Annotated in this window: 17 protein-coding genes; 9 read left to right on the forward strand and 8 right to left on the reverse strand. The window is 26.5% G+C overall.

The genetic code is table 11. The features are described from left to right. Positions 1-110: 110 nt before the first annotated feature. Positions 111-1568 (reverse strand): glutamate--tRNA ligase, encoded by a 1458-nt coding sequence (gene gltX / locus RYM86_RS06095; protein WP_315078707.1) that lies wholly within the window; start codon positions 1566-1568, stop codon positions 111-113. A gap of 154 nt (positions 1569-1722) precedes the next feature. Continuing rightward, positions 1723-2589: an MBL fold metallo-hydrolase gene (locus tag RYM86_RS06100; protein ID WP_315078709.1), complete on the reverse strand. Its 867-nt coding sequence runs from the start codon at positions 2587-2589 to the stop codon at positions 1723-1725. Positions 2590-2805: 216 nt separating this feature from the next. Between RYM86_RS06100 and RYM86_RS06105 the strand changes: the two genes are divergently transcribed. Then, positions 2806-4557 carry a phosphoenolpyruvate carboxykinase gene (locus tag RYM86_RS06105; RefSeq protein ID WP_315078711.1) on the forward strand — a complete coding sequence of 584 codons (1752 nt, stop codon included), beginning with the start codon at positions 2806-2808 and terminating at the stop codon, positions 4555-4557. A gap of 419 nt (positions 4558-4976) precedes the next feature. Here RYM86_RS06105 and RYM86_RS06110 read toward each other — a convergent pair whose 3' ends face one another. The 3 genes from RYM86_RS06110 to RYM86_RS06120 form a co-directional block, all read right to left on the reverse strand. Then, positions 4977-5738 (reverse strand): putative ABC transporter permease, encoded by a 762-nt coding sequence (locus RYM86_RS06110; RefSeq protein WP_315078712.1) that lies wholly within the window; start codon positions 5736-5738, stop codon positions 4977-4979. Between the two features lie 144 nt (positions 5739-5882). Then, a complete protein-coding gene (locus RYM86_RS06115; RefSeq protein ID WP_315078714.1) occupies positions 5883-6083 on the reverse strand; it encodes a DUF378 domain-containing protein in 201 nt (66 codons plus the stop codon). 79 nt (positions 6084-6162) lie between these two features. Continuing rightward, a complete protein-coding gene (locus RYM86_RS06120) occupies positions 6163-6630 on the reverse strand; it encodes an Lrp/AsnC ligand binding domain-containing protein (protein ID WP_315078715.1) in 468 nt (155 codons plus the stop codon). Between the two features lie 230 nt (positions 6631-6860). On the opposite strand from RYM86_RS06120, the gene RYM86_RS06125 reads away from it, so the two are divergent. Then, positions 6861-7199, forward strand: a complete 339-nt coding sequence (locus RYM86_RS06125) for a hypothetical protein (protein ID WP_315078717.1) — start codon at positions 6861-6863, stop codon at positions 7197-7199. Positions 7200-7409: 210 nt separating this feature from the next. On the opposite strand, the gene RYM86_RS06130 is transcribed toward RYM86_RS06125, so the two are convergent. After that, the gene (locus RYM86_RS06130; RefSeq protein WP_315078719.1) at positions 7410-8405 is read right to left on the reverse strand and encodes a histidinol phosphatase; all 996 of its coding nucleotides are present in this window, start codon (positions 8403-8405) and stop codon (positions 7410-7412) included. Positions 8406-8546: 141 nt separating this feature from the next. On the opposite strand from RYM86_RS06130, the gene RYM86_RS06135 reads away from it, so the two are divergent. Together RYM86_RS06135 and RYM86_RS06140 are read left to right on the forward strand one after the other, a co-directional pair. After that, the gene (locus RYM86_RS06135; protein ID WP_315078722.1) at positions 8547-9056 is read left to right on the forward strand and encodes a gamma carbonic anhydrase family protein; all 510 of its coding nucleotides are present in this window, start codon (positions 8547-8549) and stop codon (positions 9054-9056) included. A 23-nt stretch (positions 9057-9079) separates the two neighbouring features. Continuing rightward, a complete protein-coding gene (locus RYM86_RS06140) occupies positions 9080-9916 on the forward strand; it encodes a S1-like domain-containing RNA-binding protein (RefSeq protein WP_315078724.1) in 837 nt (278 codons plus the stop codon). Between the two features lie 151 nt (positions 9917-10067). On the opposite strand, the gene RYM86_RS06145 is transcribed toward RYM86_RS06140, so the two are convergent. Both RYM86_RS06145 and RYM86_RS06150 read right to left on the reverse strand, forming a co-directional pair. Next, complete coding sequence (locus tag RYM86_RS06145) at positions 10068-11471, reverse strand: spore germination protein (protein ID WP_315078726.1); 1404 nt, start codon at positions 11469-11471, stop codon at positions 10068-10070. A 241-nt stretch (positions 11472-11712) separates the two neighbouring features. Then, complete coding sequence (locus RYM86_RS06150) at positions 11713-12012, reverse strand: hypothetical protein (RefSeq protein WP_315078728.1); 300 nt, start codon at positions 12010-12012, stop codon at positions 11713-11715. Between the two features lie 171 nt (positions 12013-12183). Here RYM86_RS06150 and RYM86_RS06155 point away from each other — a divergent pair, with 171 nt between their 5' ends. The 5 genes from RYM86_RS06155 to RYM86_RS06175 all read left to right on the forward strand — a co-directional run bounded on the left by RYM86_RS06155 (position 12184) and on the right by RYM86_RS06175 (position 17213). After that, the gene (locus tag RYM86_RS06155) at positions 12184-12603 is read left to right on the forward strand and encodes a YaaR family protein (RefSeq protein WP_315078730.1); all 420 of its coding nucleotides are present in this window, start codon (positions 12184-12186) and stop codon (positions 12601-12603) included. Between the two features lie 282 nt (positions 12604-12885). Continuing rightward, positions 12886-13866, forward strand: a complete 981-nt coding sequence (locus tag RYM86_RS06160) for an ABC transporter substrate-binding protein (RefSeq protein WP_315078733.1) — start codon at positions 12886-12888, stop codon at positions 13864-13866. Continuing rightward, complete coding sequence (locus RYM86_RS06165) at positions 13841-14611, forward strand: ABC transporter permease subunit (RefSeq protein WP_315078735.1); 771 nt, start codon at positions 13841-13843, stop codon at positions 14609-14611. Before RYM86_RS06160 ends, RYM86_RS06165 begins: the two co-directional genes overlap by 26 nt. Continuing rightward, positions 14595-15266, forward strand: a complete 672-nt coding sequence (locus tag RYM86_RS06170) for an ABC transporter ATP-binding protein (protein WP_315078738.1) — start codon at positions 14595-14597, stop codon at positions 15264-15266. Before RYM86_RS06165 ends, RYM86_RS06170 begins: the two co-directional genes overlap by 17 nt. A 240-nt stretch (positions 15267-15506) precedes the next feature. Further along, positions 15507-17213, forward strand: a complete 1707-nt coding sequence (locus RYM86_RS06175; protein ID WP_315078740.1) for an ABC transporter ATP-binding protein — start codon at positions 15507-15509, stop codon at positions 17211-17213. Positions 17214-17384: the final 171 nt, after the last annotated feature.

A 17384-nucleotide genomic window follows, 5' to 3' on the forward strand; every position in this document is an offset into this window, starting at 1 on the left:
TTTTTCTTAGCTTTAGATTGAAAGTGTTAAATTTAAAGCTAAGAAAATCTAAATAATACGGTACCTTAAAACCCCTCTGCATAGGAAATGAGTATGCAGAGGGGTTTATATTATTTAAGTAATTCTATACCTTTTTTTAATCTTGAAATTGATTCTTCTTTGCCAAGTAATATAGCAAGTTCGAAAGCACCACCTGGAGTAAATGATTTACCAGAAAGAGCAGTTCTTATAGGCCATAACATTTGACCATTTTTAATTTCTAATGATTTTATTAATTCAAACACTTTTTCGTGGATATAATCTTTGTTCCAATTTGCTTCATCGATTTCTTCGATGATTGGTAAAACTTTTTCTAAGTTTTCTAATGAACTTTCAACTGTACTTTTCATTTTTTTATGAACATAAAGATCAGTTGAATATTCTGGTAACTCTTCTAAGAAATCAATTTGATCTGCTAGATCGCTTAATAATTCACATCTTGTATGTAATAAGTCTGAAATGAATTTTAAATCAAAATCTTTCTTTAAAACTTTCTTGTATTCAGGAACAGCAAGTTCATGGAACTCATCTAAAGAAAGTTTTCTTATATATTCACCATTCATCCATTTTAATTTAGCGTCATCAAATATAGCAGGTGATTTACTTATATCCTTGAAATCAAATTTTTGAGTTAATTCTTCAAGGCTGAATATTTCTTCATTTGTTCCAGGGTTCCATCCAAGTAATGCAATGTAGTTAAGTACAGCTTCCTTTAGATAACCTTTTTGAATTAGATCTTCAAATGATGCATCACCATTTCTCTTTGATAACTTATGATGAGTATCTTTCATAATTGGTGGACAATGAACATATACTGGAACATCCCAACCAAATGCTTCGTATAATCTATTATACTTAGGTGAAGATGAAAGATATTCATTACCTCTAACAACATGAGTTATACCCATTAAATGATCATCTACAACATTTGCAAAATTATAAGTTGGAAGACCATCAGATTTAATTAAAATCATATCCTCAAGTTCAGAGTTATCTACAGTTATTTTACCGTATATAACATCATCAAAAGTTGTAGATCCAGTTGTAGGATTATTTTGTCTTATTACATAAGGTAATCCTTTAGCTAGATTTGCTTCTATTTCTTCTTTTGTAAGATGTAAGCAATGCTTATCATACTTAAATGGTCTCTTTAATGCTTCAGCATTTTCTTTAAGCATATCTAATCTATCTTTAGAACAGAAACAATAGTAAGCTTCTCCTTTTTCAACTAAATTCTTTGCATATTCAAGGTATATAGCTTTTCTTTCACTTTGAACATAAGGTCCAACTTCACCGCCAACATCTGGACCTTCATCATGGTTAAGACCTGTTAATTTTAGCGTGTTATATATAATATCAACCGCACCTTCTACTAATCTTTCCTGATCAGTGTCCTCAATTCTTAGTATGAAATCTCCAGCTTCATGTTTAGCTATAAGATAAGCATAAAGTGCAGTTCTTAAATTTCCAACATGCATATAACCAGTTGGGCTAGGTGCAAATCTTGTTCTGATTTTTTTTGATGCCATTTTTATTTCACTCCTATACAAATCTTCATAAATAAAGCCCTTTCATTATGAATATTAAATGAAAGGGACATAATATATATAATATTAATTCTATGATATATCAACAACCATTCTATGTCAATATTTTAGGGACTTAGAATCACCTCATATATAATTATTTTTTTATTATATTATGTCCATCAGAAGATAATATAATTGTATTTTCTTTATTTGTTTGGTAAATTTTTATGCTATTTTTAGTTAAACAATCTATTGTGGATTTATTAGGATGATTAAATTTATTATCAGTACCAACAGAAATTATAGCTATTGAAGGATTTACTTTTTCAATAAAGGCTTTGCTTGAGGAGGTGGATGAGCCATGGTGACCTATTTTTATTACATCACTTCTTATATTATTGTTTGAATCCAATAATATTTCATTTTCTACTTCTTTTTCAGCATCTCCTGTAAATAAGAAGGAAGTATCTCCATATTGAATTTTTATAACAGGAGAGTAATTATTTATATTATCATATGAGTCTTTAATTGGAGAAAATACTGTTACATCAGTATTCTTTCCTAAATCAATGGAGTTAGTGTCTTTTTTTATTACATTAATTTTTAGATTTTTATCTTTTAGTGAATCTATCATTTTTTCAAATGTAGAAGTAGTATTTTCTATCTTAGGTGCGTAAAACTTGTAAAGCTCATAAGCTTTTATGATTTTAGCCATGTTCCCTATATGATCTTCATGAGGATGGGTTGCTATAATATAATTTATTTTTTTTATATTCAGCGATTGTAAGTAATCCAAAATTTTATTTCTAGATTCTTTTGGTCCAGAATCTATTAGCATATTTATATTATTTACTTGTATAAGAGCTGCATCACCTTGTCCTACATCAATATAGTGAATAATCATATTATTATTATAATCATAGTAATTAGTATTTAAATTCAAGTATCTTATCATAAATAATATAGCAAATATTATAAATAATAATAGTAGGTTAAATTTCGAATTTCTTTTAACTCTCATAATAACACTCCTTTAAAATATTTTACCATTAAGTAGAAAATAAATCTTAAAAAAAGATAAGGATTTCAATTAATGTAATAGATATATAAATTTGAAAAATGCAAAATTGTGAGGTTGAATATTGCAAAAATTATGTTATAATTAAATCAATATCAGCTTTTATAGAGAAAAATGCAATATTGGCTTATTAAAAAATTCATAATAGGGGGCAAATAAATGAAAAAAGAATTTTCCATGAGTAATGATAAAGTAATGATTAATTTTACTACAAAGTATTGTAATAATATTGATTCAGTATTAGAAAGCGAAGGTTTTAGAAGGGTATTAACTAGTTATTTAGAAAAATCAAAAAGAAAAAATACATTAACATATAGATTTTTAACAGATTCATTAGAGTCAAACGATACATCTAAGATTTGCAAGGCATTAATAAAAGCTATAAAATTTTTAACAATAATGAGTGTAGAAGAGATTGTAGAATTGAGTCCAGGTTTTGAAGTACTATTGACTAATAAAGATAGTTTTATTAGATTCGTAGAAGAGTTTTATTCTTACTGGAGAAGATTAGAAAGATATACTATAATTCATAGATATAAATTAAGAAAAGGCTTAGCTGCAATGAGTTTTACAGAAGCAAATGCAGAATTTTCTGTAATTATACTTAAATTATATAGGAAAGTTGAAAAAAATGTATTAGGTTATCAACCTAAGGTTTATAGACAAATTCCTGCTGGTGGAAATGCATGTATTATGATTCATCAAATGGACTGGCCAATTCCTAAAGGATATGAAGCATTAGAAGAAATACCTTTTATAGATAACATTCTTTTAGAAACACCATTTATAACTTATCCAAAAAGAAATACGAGAGATGGAGTATTTTCAGAAATTAATGAGAATCCATTAAAGTATACTAATATAAACAAGGAACATTGGTTTTGTTATCCAGCTAAAATAGGGGAATCATTAGCATATATATATTTCCATAGAGATTATATGGAACATGGAATAACTTTATGCAACTTGTTTGAAATGGCTAGAACGGAAGAAATAAGAGGTAGAAGACCTGATATAGTATTTGTATTTGGAGCAAATGATGAAAATGGAAAAGATTTAAAAACTGTATTTTATAATGATGATAAGAATGATATTATGCTTGGTTATATAAATCACTCAGATAAAATTGATTATTTTGGGTATATGAAAAAAATGTCATTAACTCTTCATAATTTAAGAATGATTAAAAAAGGATATTTGCCAATACATGGGGCTATGGTAAATATTGTATTAAAGAATGGGAAAACAGCGAATGTAGTTATTATGGGAGATAGTGGAGCAGGAAAATCAGAAAGCTTAGAGGCTTTTAGAAGCTTGAGTGAAGATTATATATCTGATATGACTATAATATTTGATGATATGGGAACTTTTAAATTAGAAGACAGTGAAATAAAAGGATATGGTACAGAAATAGGTGCATTTGTTAGATTAGATGATTTGGATCAAGGGTACGCTTTTAAAGAAATGGATAGAAGTATATTTATGAACCCAGATAAAGTTAATGCTAGACTAGTTATGCCAGTCTCATCTTACAAAGAAATAATGGCAGGATATAATATTGATTTCTTCTTTTATGCAAATAATTATGAGGATGTAAAAGAAAATGAAAAACATCTAGAATATTTTACTTGTGCTGAAGAAGCTGTAAATGTATTTAGATCAGGTGCAAGAATGGCTAAGGGAACTACAACAGAAAAGGGATTAGTTGAATCATTCTTTGCAAATCCTTTTGGTCCAGTTCAAAAACAAGAAGATACTAATGTGCTTATAGAAGAATATTTTGACGTTATGTTTAAATCAAAGCAAACTAAAGTGGGTCAAATCAAAACTTGTTTAGGAGTATGTGGAGAAGAGAAGAATGGTCCTAAAAATGCAGCTTTAGAATTATTTGAAGAAATAAAAAAACTATAATGTAAACCTAAAATTAGTCTATGTTTTAAACATGAGTTGATATATTCAATAGGTGAAGTGGCATTGTAATTAGATTTTGAGAATACTTAAGTGAGAGTCAAAAAGTAAGTGTCCAAAAGTGAATGTCCAAATTTTACATTTGGAAACAGGAACTTTCACATGGTGCATTTTATATTTGGCTACACGAACTTTCACACAGTGCATTTTATATTTTGTTTCTCGAACTTACTCAGCGCAATCGAGTTTCCTTTTTATATTCACATTTACTGCTTGTCTCAATTTTATATTGGGAGCAAGCTAAAATGGGACTATAGTCATTTTAGTGTTCCTAAGTTCAATTACTCAGTCCACTTTACTTATGTATATATCAACATTCTGATAAAACATAATCTAAATTAAAAAGATACTAAAAAAGATTTTTAATCTTTTTTTAGTATCTTTTCTTTTAATGGTTTAAGAATTGAGTCAAATGATTTTGAGGAAACATTTGGAAAGGATTTTATTAGTCTTATGTGATTTAATTTTAATATAAATTTTGAAAATCTAGCTTCTAAGCCTTTTGATTTATCACTAGCAGTCTTTTTTGTAAGAGCTATAAATTCAACACATTTTTCAAATAAACCACTTTTATCTGTTTGAAGTTTAACTAAAAGATTTTTAAAATCAACTAAAGAGTTAATAGTAAAAATAAAATCAAATAAAAAATAAATTACTATAATGTAAAAAATATAAGTTCCCATAGTTGTAGGTAATTTATCAATTAAATATTTAATCATAGGGTGAAGCACTTTAATAACTATTACAGAAGCAGCTCCCCATAATAATGAAAACGCAAGACATATTCTTCCATGAAGATTAAAGGCATCGTCAGTATAATCCCACCACTTGGATTTAAATACTTTTTCTAAAATAAAACCAGTTAAATACTCTATAAGTGATGTTAACAATGTAGCCCAAATAAATAATAATAATAAATTATCTGTAAACTTATGTAATGAAACTAACATAAAAACAATTCCAAAACCATAGATAGGACAAAAAGGACCATATAAAAATCCTCTATTTATAAAGTAATTATTATTTTTATATGCATAGATTACTTCGACGCACCATCCTAAAAAAGAATATATCATAAAAAAGTAAACTAAGTCATATAAGCTAAAATTATTTAATATATGCATAATACCTCCTAACATAATATTTAAATTATAGTATATAATTTAAATATTATATACTATAAAAAGATTAATTTTACATTAATTTTTCTTAAATTAACATAAAAATTAAGCATCAATTTCAAGAAAGAAATGATGCTTAAAAGCAGGTTATGCTATAGCTCTTTCTTTTATGAAAAAAGAAAGTGAGTATACTCCAGCTATTCCAACTAAGGAATAAACTATTCTACTAAAAATTGTAGAATATCCAAATAGTATTGCTACTATATTTATTTGAAAAAATCCAATCAAACCCCAGTTAATAGCACCTATAATAACTAAAATAAGTGCAATATAATCTAATGTCTTCATAAAATCACACTCCTAGCAATTCTTTTAATAATAGTATTTACTTAAAAGTGTGCTTTTATTACTTTGAAAGTAACAATAATTATAAAGATATGTTTCTGTCTATTGGTTGTGATAATGATATAAATGTATCAGTTCTTGAAATTCCATCTATATTATTAATCTTATTAAGTAAAAGATCTTGTAAATCAGAAATATTAGTACAAACTACTTTAGCAAACATTGAATAGTTACCAGTAGTCAAGTGAAGTTCAACAACTTCTTTTATTTCAGCCATTTCTTCAAATACAGAAGTAAAGCAAGATGCTTTATCTACATATATTCCCACAAAGCAACAAACATCATAGCCTAATTTAGGTAGATTTAGAAGAATTCTAGTACCCCTAATTATACCTAGATCCTCCATTTTTTTCATTCTTACGTGGATTGTTCCTCCACTAACATGACATATTCTTGCTATTTCTAAATATGGGGTTCGACAATCTTTTATTAATAAATCTAAAATTTGTAAATCCAATTCATCTAAATGTGCATTTGCAACTAGTTTCATATTATCACCTCTTAATAATCATAAAATCTAAATTTTATTTTATCAAATATTAGAGGATTATTAAAGTAAAAATCAATAAATTTATTAATTATTTTCAAAATTTTTATTAAAGTAATAATTTGTATTAGAATAAAGTTTTCATAAAAATAAAAAAATACGAGTAAAGCTTGATTATATATATAATATCTAATAAACTATTTAATATACACATTTAAGGAGGAATGACATATATGGGTAGTGTTATTATGACAATTCTTACTTTTGTAGGAGTTTTAGCATTTACACTTTTACTTTATTGGCTTTGCAGAAAGTATATATTTAAAAAAGTTAGAGTAAACAAATGGGTACCTCTTTCTATAGCAATTGTATTATTTTTAGTTCAAATGTTTTTGACAACTACAAAAAGAGTAGTTCCAGTACAAATGTTATTATCAGTTTTATCTGTACTATTTTTCTTATGGTTTATGGATATACTTCAAACTGGCGGACCTAAGAAGTCAGAGAAGAAAATAGTTATAAAACCAAAAGCAAAACCTAATAGAGTAAAACATAGAGACAATGGAAAATAAAAAAAGTTGGTATTTGTTTGTTTTAGCTACAGCAAAATATAAAGATATTAATATGTTAGAATTGTTTTTATAAGATAAAGCATTAAGAAGCTAGAATTTTAATACTGACAAGCATAAAGGATACTGTTTTATATAACAGTATCCCTTATGATTTTTAAACTTTTTATTGGATTTAGATTTATGCCTACTTCATTGACACAAATTGATATACTAAATACGAAAAATAGGTGAACTTATTCCTACCTTGCCATTTTCTAATATAGTCTTTATAACATACCATTTTTCATTATTTTCAACCTTATGCCTGTAAATATATTTTATACGATTTAAATTTAAATCAGGTATTTTTTTTATTATAGTGCCTGAAAAAGAAATTATATCTATCTCCTTAATTTTATAGTTGTTATCTTGAATAAATATATAAAATTCCAGTTCATTATCATCTAAGGGGATAGTTTCACCCATAAAGGCATTATTTATAGTAAAGTACATAACTAAAGATTTAGATTCAGTTGAATAAGTATGTCTACTTCTAAATGCAGTTATTAAGGAATCTAAAGTAAGTTCATTAGAAATTATGCATGTTAAATTTTCATCATCACCAAAATTCATTCTATGATTATCTTGTGAGTTTATAGCACCAAGTTGCCAACCCTTATCTAATAAATTGTAATAATACTTATCATATCTAGAGTATTTATTTGGAGCAGAACCATTACCAACTTCTATAGATGTTATTAGTTTATTTAATAAAGGACTATATTCTAAGTAATTTATGTTTTTATGGGGATGATTAAGGGTTATAAAAGAGTTTGGATTATTAAACATCCATAATATTAATAATTTAAGATTACTAACTATACCAGTAAAAAATCTATTAGAATTCACTACATTTATATCTCCAAATCCACTAGTTTTACTTTCAAATCCTATTACTGGTAGGAAGTTATCATGTTTTCTTCTATATTTTATTCTTAAGTATTTTAAAGCTTCCCATTTACTTAATTCATTTCCATTCATTCTAACAGATTTAATAAGATAATTATTATGATCTGTTAAAATTAAAAAATCTAATCCGTTATGTCGAGCATAATCAAATGCTTCAGTTGGTGTACCTCTTCCGGTAGAGAAGCCACAATGAGCATGAGGAATACCATAGTAAAATTTTAAGTTTTTAAAGTTAATTTGTGCTTTTTTCTTATTCAAATTATCCTACCTATAAAATTGCTTACAGTATATAATATATCTTCTGCGGTAAAATAATGACAATAACTAAATGTAATGATAAAATAAGTTTAGATATCTTAGCTAAATTTAATTATAAAAAAGAAGAAAGTGGGAAAAATAATGATAAAGAATTTTTTAAATAATATGCCTAATATATCAGAAAATGTTTACATATCTGAAACATCTGTTATTATTGGAGATGTTGTTATTAAGGAAAATTCTAACATATGGTTTGGCGCTGTTATTAGAGGAGATGAACAATCAATATCTATAGGGTGCGAAACTAATATACAAGAAAATGTTGTTATTCATGGAGATGGCGAGAATAAAGTGATCATAGGAGATGGTGTTACTATTGGTCATGGGGCTATAATTCATGGATGTACAATAGATGATAATGTATTGATTGGTATGGGCGCTATAATATTAAATGGAGCTAAAATAAGTAAAAATTCTATTGTTGCTGCTGGAAGCTTAATAACTCAAAATAAGGAGTTTGAAGAAGGAGCATTAATACTTGGAAATCCTGCAAAAGTTATAAGGAAATTAACACAGGAAGAAATTCAAGCCAATAAAGAAAGCTCTTTAACTTATGTTAATTTAGCTAAGAAAATGGCAGACAGTAATTAATAAGGTAATAAATTGGAGGAAATATGATACTAATAGGTGAATATAATAATTTTAAGGTAAGTAAAAAAGTTGATTTTGGATATTATTTAGAAAATGATATGGGTGAAGAAGTGTTATTACCAAATTCATCTTTAAATGAAAATAAAATAGAAGTTGGCGATAAAGTAGAAGCTTTTGTTTATAGGGATTCAAAAGACAGGGTAATATCAACATTAAAAATTCCAAGTTTAACAGTTGGAAAAGTAGGCTACTTAGAAGTAGTTGGTCAAAGTGGTATAGGAGCATTTGCGGATTTTGGTCTTGAAAGAGATGCATTTATACCAATTAAAGAACAAATATATAAATTGAAAACAGGAGAAAAGTATTTATTTTATATGTACTTAGATAAAACAGATAGAATAGCGCTTACAACTAGAGTTGATAATTATTTAGAATTTGCCTCACCTGAAGAATTTAAAACTTCAGAAGAAATTGAAGCAATAGTGTATGAAAGTGGTTACAATGGAACTTTAAAAGTTGCAATAAATAGGAAGTACAAAGGAATAATATTAGGTAATGAGCATTTTGATTATCTATATCCAGGTCAAGCAGTAAAAGCAAGAGTTAAGAGAATATATGAAGATGGAGTAATTGGTATTACAACAAGAAAAACAAGATTAAATGAAAGAGACGTATTATCAAAGGATATACTTCAATATTTAAGAGAAAATGGAGGATTTATGCCATTCAACGATAAATCGTCACCAGAAGATATAAAAAGAACATTTAATACTAGTAAGAATTATTTTAAAATAGCACTTGGGGGATTAATGAAACAAAAATTAATAGCTCAAGATAAAGAGGGAACAAGATTACTATAATAAATAGTTTGATTTTCTTTTAGATATGATTATTACATAATGCTTTATATAAAAAAGATATGCTGTTAAATTAATAGCATATCTTTTTATAATGTTATGTTTTAGCAGTGTGTTGATATATGCATAAATAAAGTGGACTGAGTAATTGAAATTATTTAATTCTTGTTCTAAATAATAGATTTTTTAATTTGCTCCAATTAAAAGGAACTAAAGGATAAAAATAACGATCATTTGTAATTGTTTTAGTAGAATACATAATAAATATTATTAATAGTAGTCCTACTATAAATCCCCAATAACCTAATATTGCAGTTAGAATTAATAACAATACTCTCATAAACTTTAATGCATAGCTTAATTCTATGCTAGATTGCTCAAAACTAGCCAAAGCAACTATTGACATATATAATATTGTTTGAGGTATAAACCAACCAGTAGTGACTGTGTATTCTCCTAATATTAATCCACCAATAACTGATAAAGACATTCCAAGAGAATTAGGGGTATTTAAAGAAGCTAATTTTAATCCATCAATGGCTGCTTCTAGTATTAAAAATTGCCAGAAAATAGGTATGGAGTAACTGTCTTTTGGAAATAAAAAATTAAATTCAGGTGGCAAAGTTATATTTCCATTAATAAAAAGTAAGTAAAGTGGAGTTAAAATAATTGTTGATATAGTTATAATATTTCTAATTAATCTTAAATAATTACCTGTAAATACTGGGAAATAATAATCATCTACATCTTGTAGAAAATCGAAAATAGAAGTTGGTAAAATCATAGCAGTAGGAGAATTATCTACTAAAATAATTATATTCCCTTCGGTTAAATGAGAAGATGCCACATCAGGTCTTTCTGTATATCTAACTTTAGGAAATGGATTAAGATAATTACGATTGCTTAATGCTTCAACTAAACTTTGATCTCCTAGTGTAAGGGTATCCACATTTATTTTTTTTATTTTTTCTAATATTATATCTAAGCTACGTTTATCAGCAATACCATCCATGTAAGCTATACATACATCTGTTTTTGAAATTTTACCTATGGTATGCATATCAAAAATCAATCTAGAGTCCCGTATTCTTCTACGAATTAAAGCTGTATTAAAAACTATTGTTTCAACAAAACCATCTCGTGCACCTCTTAAAGTTTTTTCTTTTTCAGGTTCTGCAAGTCCACGTACAGGATAGGTACGCATATCTAGAATTATGAACTTATCGTATCCATCGATAAACATTGATGTTTGCCCACAAAGTACAGAATCAATTATTTTATCCAAATCAACTTCTTCAGAAACTTCTATGTAAGGAATAGCATTATCTATAAATTCATTTGGTGTCTTATAAGAGTTCATTACTTCAGGCTTTATTGTAAAAAATCCATTCATTATTCGTTCCATAACGTCATCTTTAGTAAAACCATCTATATAAAACATAGTTGTTTTTTTGTCACCTATTATTATATTTCTTTCTATAATATCGAAGCTTTCTTTAACTTTAAGTTTTGATTTTACTAAAGATATATTATTATCAAAATCTGATGTGATTTTCAAAAAACTACACCTCTTTCATATTTTTTGATATATGTTTATGAAAATATTATGTGATTTACAAGAAAATTTATGCAAAAATATATTTAATAGACTAAGTGGATTTCTTTGTTTATGATTTAGATAATATAATATTAATATTGTCATAAAACCTAGCATAAATTACAAAAATAAAGAGCTATCTAAAAATAAGCAAATTTTTAGATAGCTCTTTATTAAGATTAATAATATTAAAAAATAAAAATTAGTATTTAAATTTAATAGAAATTTCTTTTATTTCACCTTTGGAATTTTTTCTTACATTAAATTGTTTTATATCAGAAAAATCATTGTTTAATTGATAAGATAATTCATTAAGAGTAGCTTTAGTCTTTTTAGCTAACTCACTATCTTGAATTATTCTAAATCTAGATTTCTTACAAGTTATTTCTTCACTTTTGTCACTAATTACAACAAAATATTCAGCTGCTTCCTCTACAACAAAATAGTCTTTGCTTAAAGTTAAATCTTCACATAAATTATTATCTATACATTTAACTACCATTTAAAATTCCTCCTAATATTAAAATTATAACTAAATAGTATTACAAAATTTTCATAATTTATACTAGATAAAATCATGAAAAAAGTAATTAAAAATAGTAAAAAATTATAATTTATAGAGAAGTGATACTTTTTTTGATATAATGATTATCAAGGAAAGGATTGATCAGCAATGGAAATTGGAAGAGTACGAAGTGGAAATGTATCAACTGAAAGAAAAATTGTATCAGAAAAAAAAGATTTTTCTCAAAGCTTTAATCATGCTAGGGAAAGAAAGTCAGAAGAACAACTTCGTAAGTTGATGGATGACATAAAAAAAAGAGGGAATAAGCTTGTATTAACTAAAACATATGTTGATGTTGTTATGTATAAAAAGATGATAAAAGAGTATCTAGAATCAATATTAAAGTTCATGTATGATACAAAAAAAGATATTAGTTTTTGGCAGACTCAATATTTTGTTACTGTAGATACTGTAGATGAAAAGCTAGAAGAGTTGACCAATATGTTGCTATCTGAAGAAAAAGAAAATTTGAATCTAGCAGCAACTATAGATGAAATTCAAGGTCTAATAGTGGATATATATAGATAGATTACATAAAGGTTTAATGCTAAATTAATATTTATTTAGTATTAAACTTTATTTTTGGGTATGTTTTAGCAGGTGGCATATATGCCATAAGCAAAGTGGACTGAGTAATTAAGCTTAGGAATGATGAAATGACTATAGTCTAATTATAATTCCATTTTAACTATTATATATATAAAGTAAAATTACATTTTAAAATCAAATTATGGATATACTTAATTTTGAGGTTTGTTATAATTATTGTGTTATGATAATTATAGTAAAATTTAAGGAAGGTGAATTTTAATGAAGAAATTACCAATATTTTTAATACCTATTATATCAATTTTTATGCTTATAGGATGTGGAGGAAATAAAGCTGCAACTGTAGATGAAGTTAAGGAAATTAATTTTGTAGTTCCAGATGGACTTCCAGCAATATCTATAGCTAAAATGATAAAAGAAAAACCAGAAATTAAAAAGGGATACAATTTTAATTATAATATTGAAAAAGTACCAGATAATGTTGCTACATCTATAATGAAAAGTGAAGCTGATATAGCCATAGTACCATCCAATGTACCTGCTATATCTTATAATAAAAATGGTGACTACAAAATAGCTGGAACAGTAGGGTTCGGATCTTTTTATATAATTTCTACTGATAATTCTCAAAATATAGATGACTTAAAAGGTAAGGAAATTTATAATATTGGAAAGGGATTAACTCCAGATATTATAACAAAAGCTATTTTAAAAAATAACAATATAGATCCAGATAAAGATGTCAACCTTAGTTATGTTGGAGGAGTTACAGAAATAGCTCCAGTAATTTTATCAGGAAAAGCTAATTATGCAGTATTACCAGAACCAGCGTTATCTACCGTATTAAGTAAAAAAGATAATCTAAATATACTCATAGATTTAAATGAAGAATGGAAAAAAGAAAATGATTCAAAATATGGTTACCCTCAAGCGACTATAATAATAAAAAAAGATTTAATAGAAAATGATAAGAAGCTAGTTGAAAGTATTTTAAGGGAGATAGAAAATAGCACAATATGGGCATATAAAGACAAAGAAGCTTTAGGAGACTACTGTGAGGAAATAGGTGTATCAGCTAATAAGGATATAATAGTATCAGCTATGGAAAGAGCTAATATAAAATACGTTGATATAAAAGATTCTGTTAGTGAATATAATACTTATTTTAAAAATTTATATGAATTTGACAACATAACGGTAGGAGGAAAGATACCAGATGAAGGAATATACATGGAAAAATAGAGTATGTATTCTAGCATCATGTTTATTCTTTTTAATAATATGGCAAGTTCTTGCAGTTGTTATAAATAATGATATATATTTACCAAATATTCAACAAGTAATAACTGAAATGATTAAAATTATAAGTAAAAATGATTTTAATTTAATACTTATTAGTAGTGTATATAGATCTGTGTTATGCTATATTTTAGCTATAATTTTAGCTATAATCTTAGGGGTACTTACATTTATATATCCATTTTTTAAGTTTTTATTAGCTCCAATAAATTCTTTTGCTAAAACTATACCAACTATGGTATTAGTGGTGTTAGTATTGGTTTGGTTCAATAAAGATAAGGCCCCATTTATAGTAGGGTTTGCTATAATATTTCCAATATTATATGAAGGAATAGTTGGAAGTCTTAATAGTATAGATAAAAAAATAATAGATATGATGGATATATATGAAATATCTCTTATAGATAAAATAAAAAAAATATATGCTCCAGTTATAAAATTTCACTTAGCAAGTATATTTGTATCAACTTTCTCTTTGGCATTTAAAGTAGTTATTGCAGGAGAAGTACATGGACAACCTAGGTATGGGATAGGTTCTGCAATACAACTTGAAAAAGTGAATTTTAACACCAGTGGAATATTTGCATGGATAGTACTTATTGCGATATTATCACTAGCTTTTGAATTTATAAATAATTTGTTTAAAACTAGGATATATAGGTGGAAGAAAAATGAAAATAGAAATTAAAAATTTAAGCAAAGCCTATAATAATGAAATAGTTTTTGAAAGGTTTAATTTAACTCTAGAAAACAGCAAAGTAAATTGCATAGTCGGAAAATCAGGTTGTGGAAAAAGTACTTTACTTAATATGCTAGCTGGAATTCTTAAATTTGATGATGGAGAGATTTCAGGAATATCAAAAAATGAAGTTAGTTACATATTTCAAGAAGATAGATTAGTAGAATGGCTTACTGTTGAAGAAAATTTAATTTTTGCTTTGAAAAAATATTATAATAAGTTAGAACTAAAAGAAAAGATAAAATCTATTTTATCTTCACTAGGGCTTGAAGATGTAAAAAATAAATATCCAGAAGAATTAAGTGGTGGAATGAAGCAGAGAGTAAATATAGCTAGAGCTTTTGGAAAACCATCTAAAATTATTTTAATGGACGAACCATTCAAATCTTTAGATTACACATTAAAATATAAAATAATTGATGAATTTAAAAATATTATGTTAAATGAGAGTAGAATAGTAGTACTAGTTACTCATGATGTAGATGAAGCTATATATTTTAATGGTAATATAATAGTTTTTGGAGAAAGACCTGTTAAGGTTAAAGGCATTTTTAATGAAGATTTACAAGATTTTAAGAGTGATATTATTAATTTAATTAAGTAATAGGATATAGTTTAATATTGTGTTGATATATGCATAAGTAAAGCTGGACTAAGTAATTGAACTTAAGAACACTAAAATGAGTATAGTCCAATTTTAGCTTGCTCCAATGTAAAAATGAGACAAGCAGTAAATTTGACAATACTCATTAAGAGTTCTAAAAGTCCAATTACAATGCCACTTCACCTATTGCATATATCAACATCAATTTAATACATAGTCTAATAATAAAAGGAGGACTTTATGTTAAAAAAGTTTATTAGTTTTTATAAACCATATAAGAAATTATTTTTTATGGATTTGATAGCTGCGTTTATAGCAGCATTATGCGATTTAGTTTATCCAATGATGACAAGAACTCTAGTTAATGATTCTATTCCTAATAAAAATATAAGATTAATAGCAGTTTTTGCAGTGACATTATTAATTATATTTTTAATTAAAGCATTATGTGGTTATTTCATGCAATATTGGGGACATGTTGTTGGAGTAAGGATGCAAGGTGATATGAGAAGGGATGTATTTAATCATCTTCAAAAATTACCTAATAAATACTTTGATAATAATAAGACCGGTGATATTATGTCAAGAATAATAAATGACTTGATGGAAATTTCAGAATTAGCACATCATGGACCAGAAGATATATTTATATCAATAGTAATGCTGACAGGTTCATTTATTATATTATGCACAATTAATATCTCTCTTACATTATTGATTTTTGCATTTATACCTTTTATTGTTTTATTTACTATGTATCAAAGAAAGAAAATGAATAAAGCGTTTCTAGATACAAAAGTAAAAACAGGTGCAATAAATGCAAGTCTTGAAAATAGTATTTCAGGAATAAGTATTTCTAAAGCTTTTGTTAGTCATGAAACAGAACAAGAAAAATTTGAAAAAGGAAACAAGAAATTTATTTTTGCAAGAGAAAAAGCATATAAAGTAATGGCTGAATATTTCTCAGGAGCAGGTTTTGGAATAGATATATTAAATTATGTAGGGCTAATAGGAGGAGGTCTATTCACTTTTAAGGGAGTAATAGATATTGGAGATTTTATGGCATATATGTTATACATAAGACTATTTACAGATCCTATTAAGAAGTTAATTAATTTTATGGAACAATTCCAAAATGGAATAACTGGTTTCCAAAGATATATGGAAATTATGAATGAAGATCAAGAAAAGAATAAAAAAGATGCCATTGAATTACATCATGTAAAAGGAGATATAGAATTTAAGAATGTTAGTTTCAGCTATGAAGGAGAAAAAGTATTAGACGATTTTTCTATTGATATAGAAAGCGGAAAAATGTTAGCTTTAGTTGGACATTCTGGTGGAGGAAAAACAACAATTTGTAATTTGATTCCTAGATTTTATGATGTTATGGATGGAGATATACTAATAGATGGAAAGAGTATATATAATGTAACTTTAGATTCATTAAGAGAAAATATAGGTATAGTACAACAAGAAGTATTCTTATTTACTGGTACTATAAGAGATAATATATTGTATGGTAAAACTAATGCAAGTGAAGAAGAAATTATAAAAGCTGCTAAAATGGCCAATATTCATGAATTTATTGAAAGCTTGCCAGAAAGATACGATACTTATATTGGAGAAAGAGGAGTAAAATTATCAGGTGGACAAAAGCAACGTATATCAATTGCTAGAGTATTTTTAAAAAATCCATCTATTCTAATACTTGATGAAGCAACATCTGCCTTAGATAATACAACAGAGCATATAATTCAAGAATCGCTTAAGAAATTATGTGAGGGAAGGACAACTATAGTTGTAGCACATAGATTATCAACAATTCAAAATGCAGATGAAATAGTTGTTATTGGAAATAAGGGAATAATAGAAAAGGGAAGTCATAATAAGTTAATGAAGTTAAACGGTGAGTATAGTAAATTACAGAAAATAGCTTCTATTTAAATGTATGATTATTAAGAGAAAACTCGACTTCTGTATGGTCGCTGAGTAAGTTCGAAAAGCTAAATATAAAATGCACTGTGTGAAAGTTCACCAAACTAAATTTAGTTTGGTGAACTTTTTTGTTGTGTGCCCAGCATGGGCACGTACTAATCGGTGAAAGTCCGTAATGGG

Source organism: uncultured Clostridium sp., assembly GCF_963527835.1.
In the GTDB taxonomy this organism is placed as follows: Bacteria; Bacillota; Clostridia; order Clostridiales; family Clostridiaceae; genus Clostridium.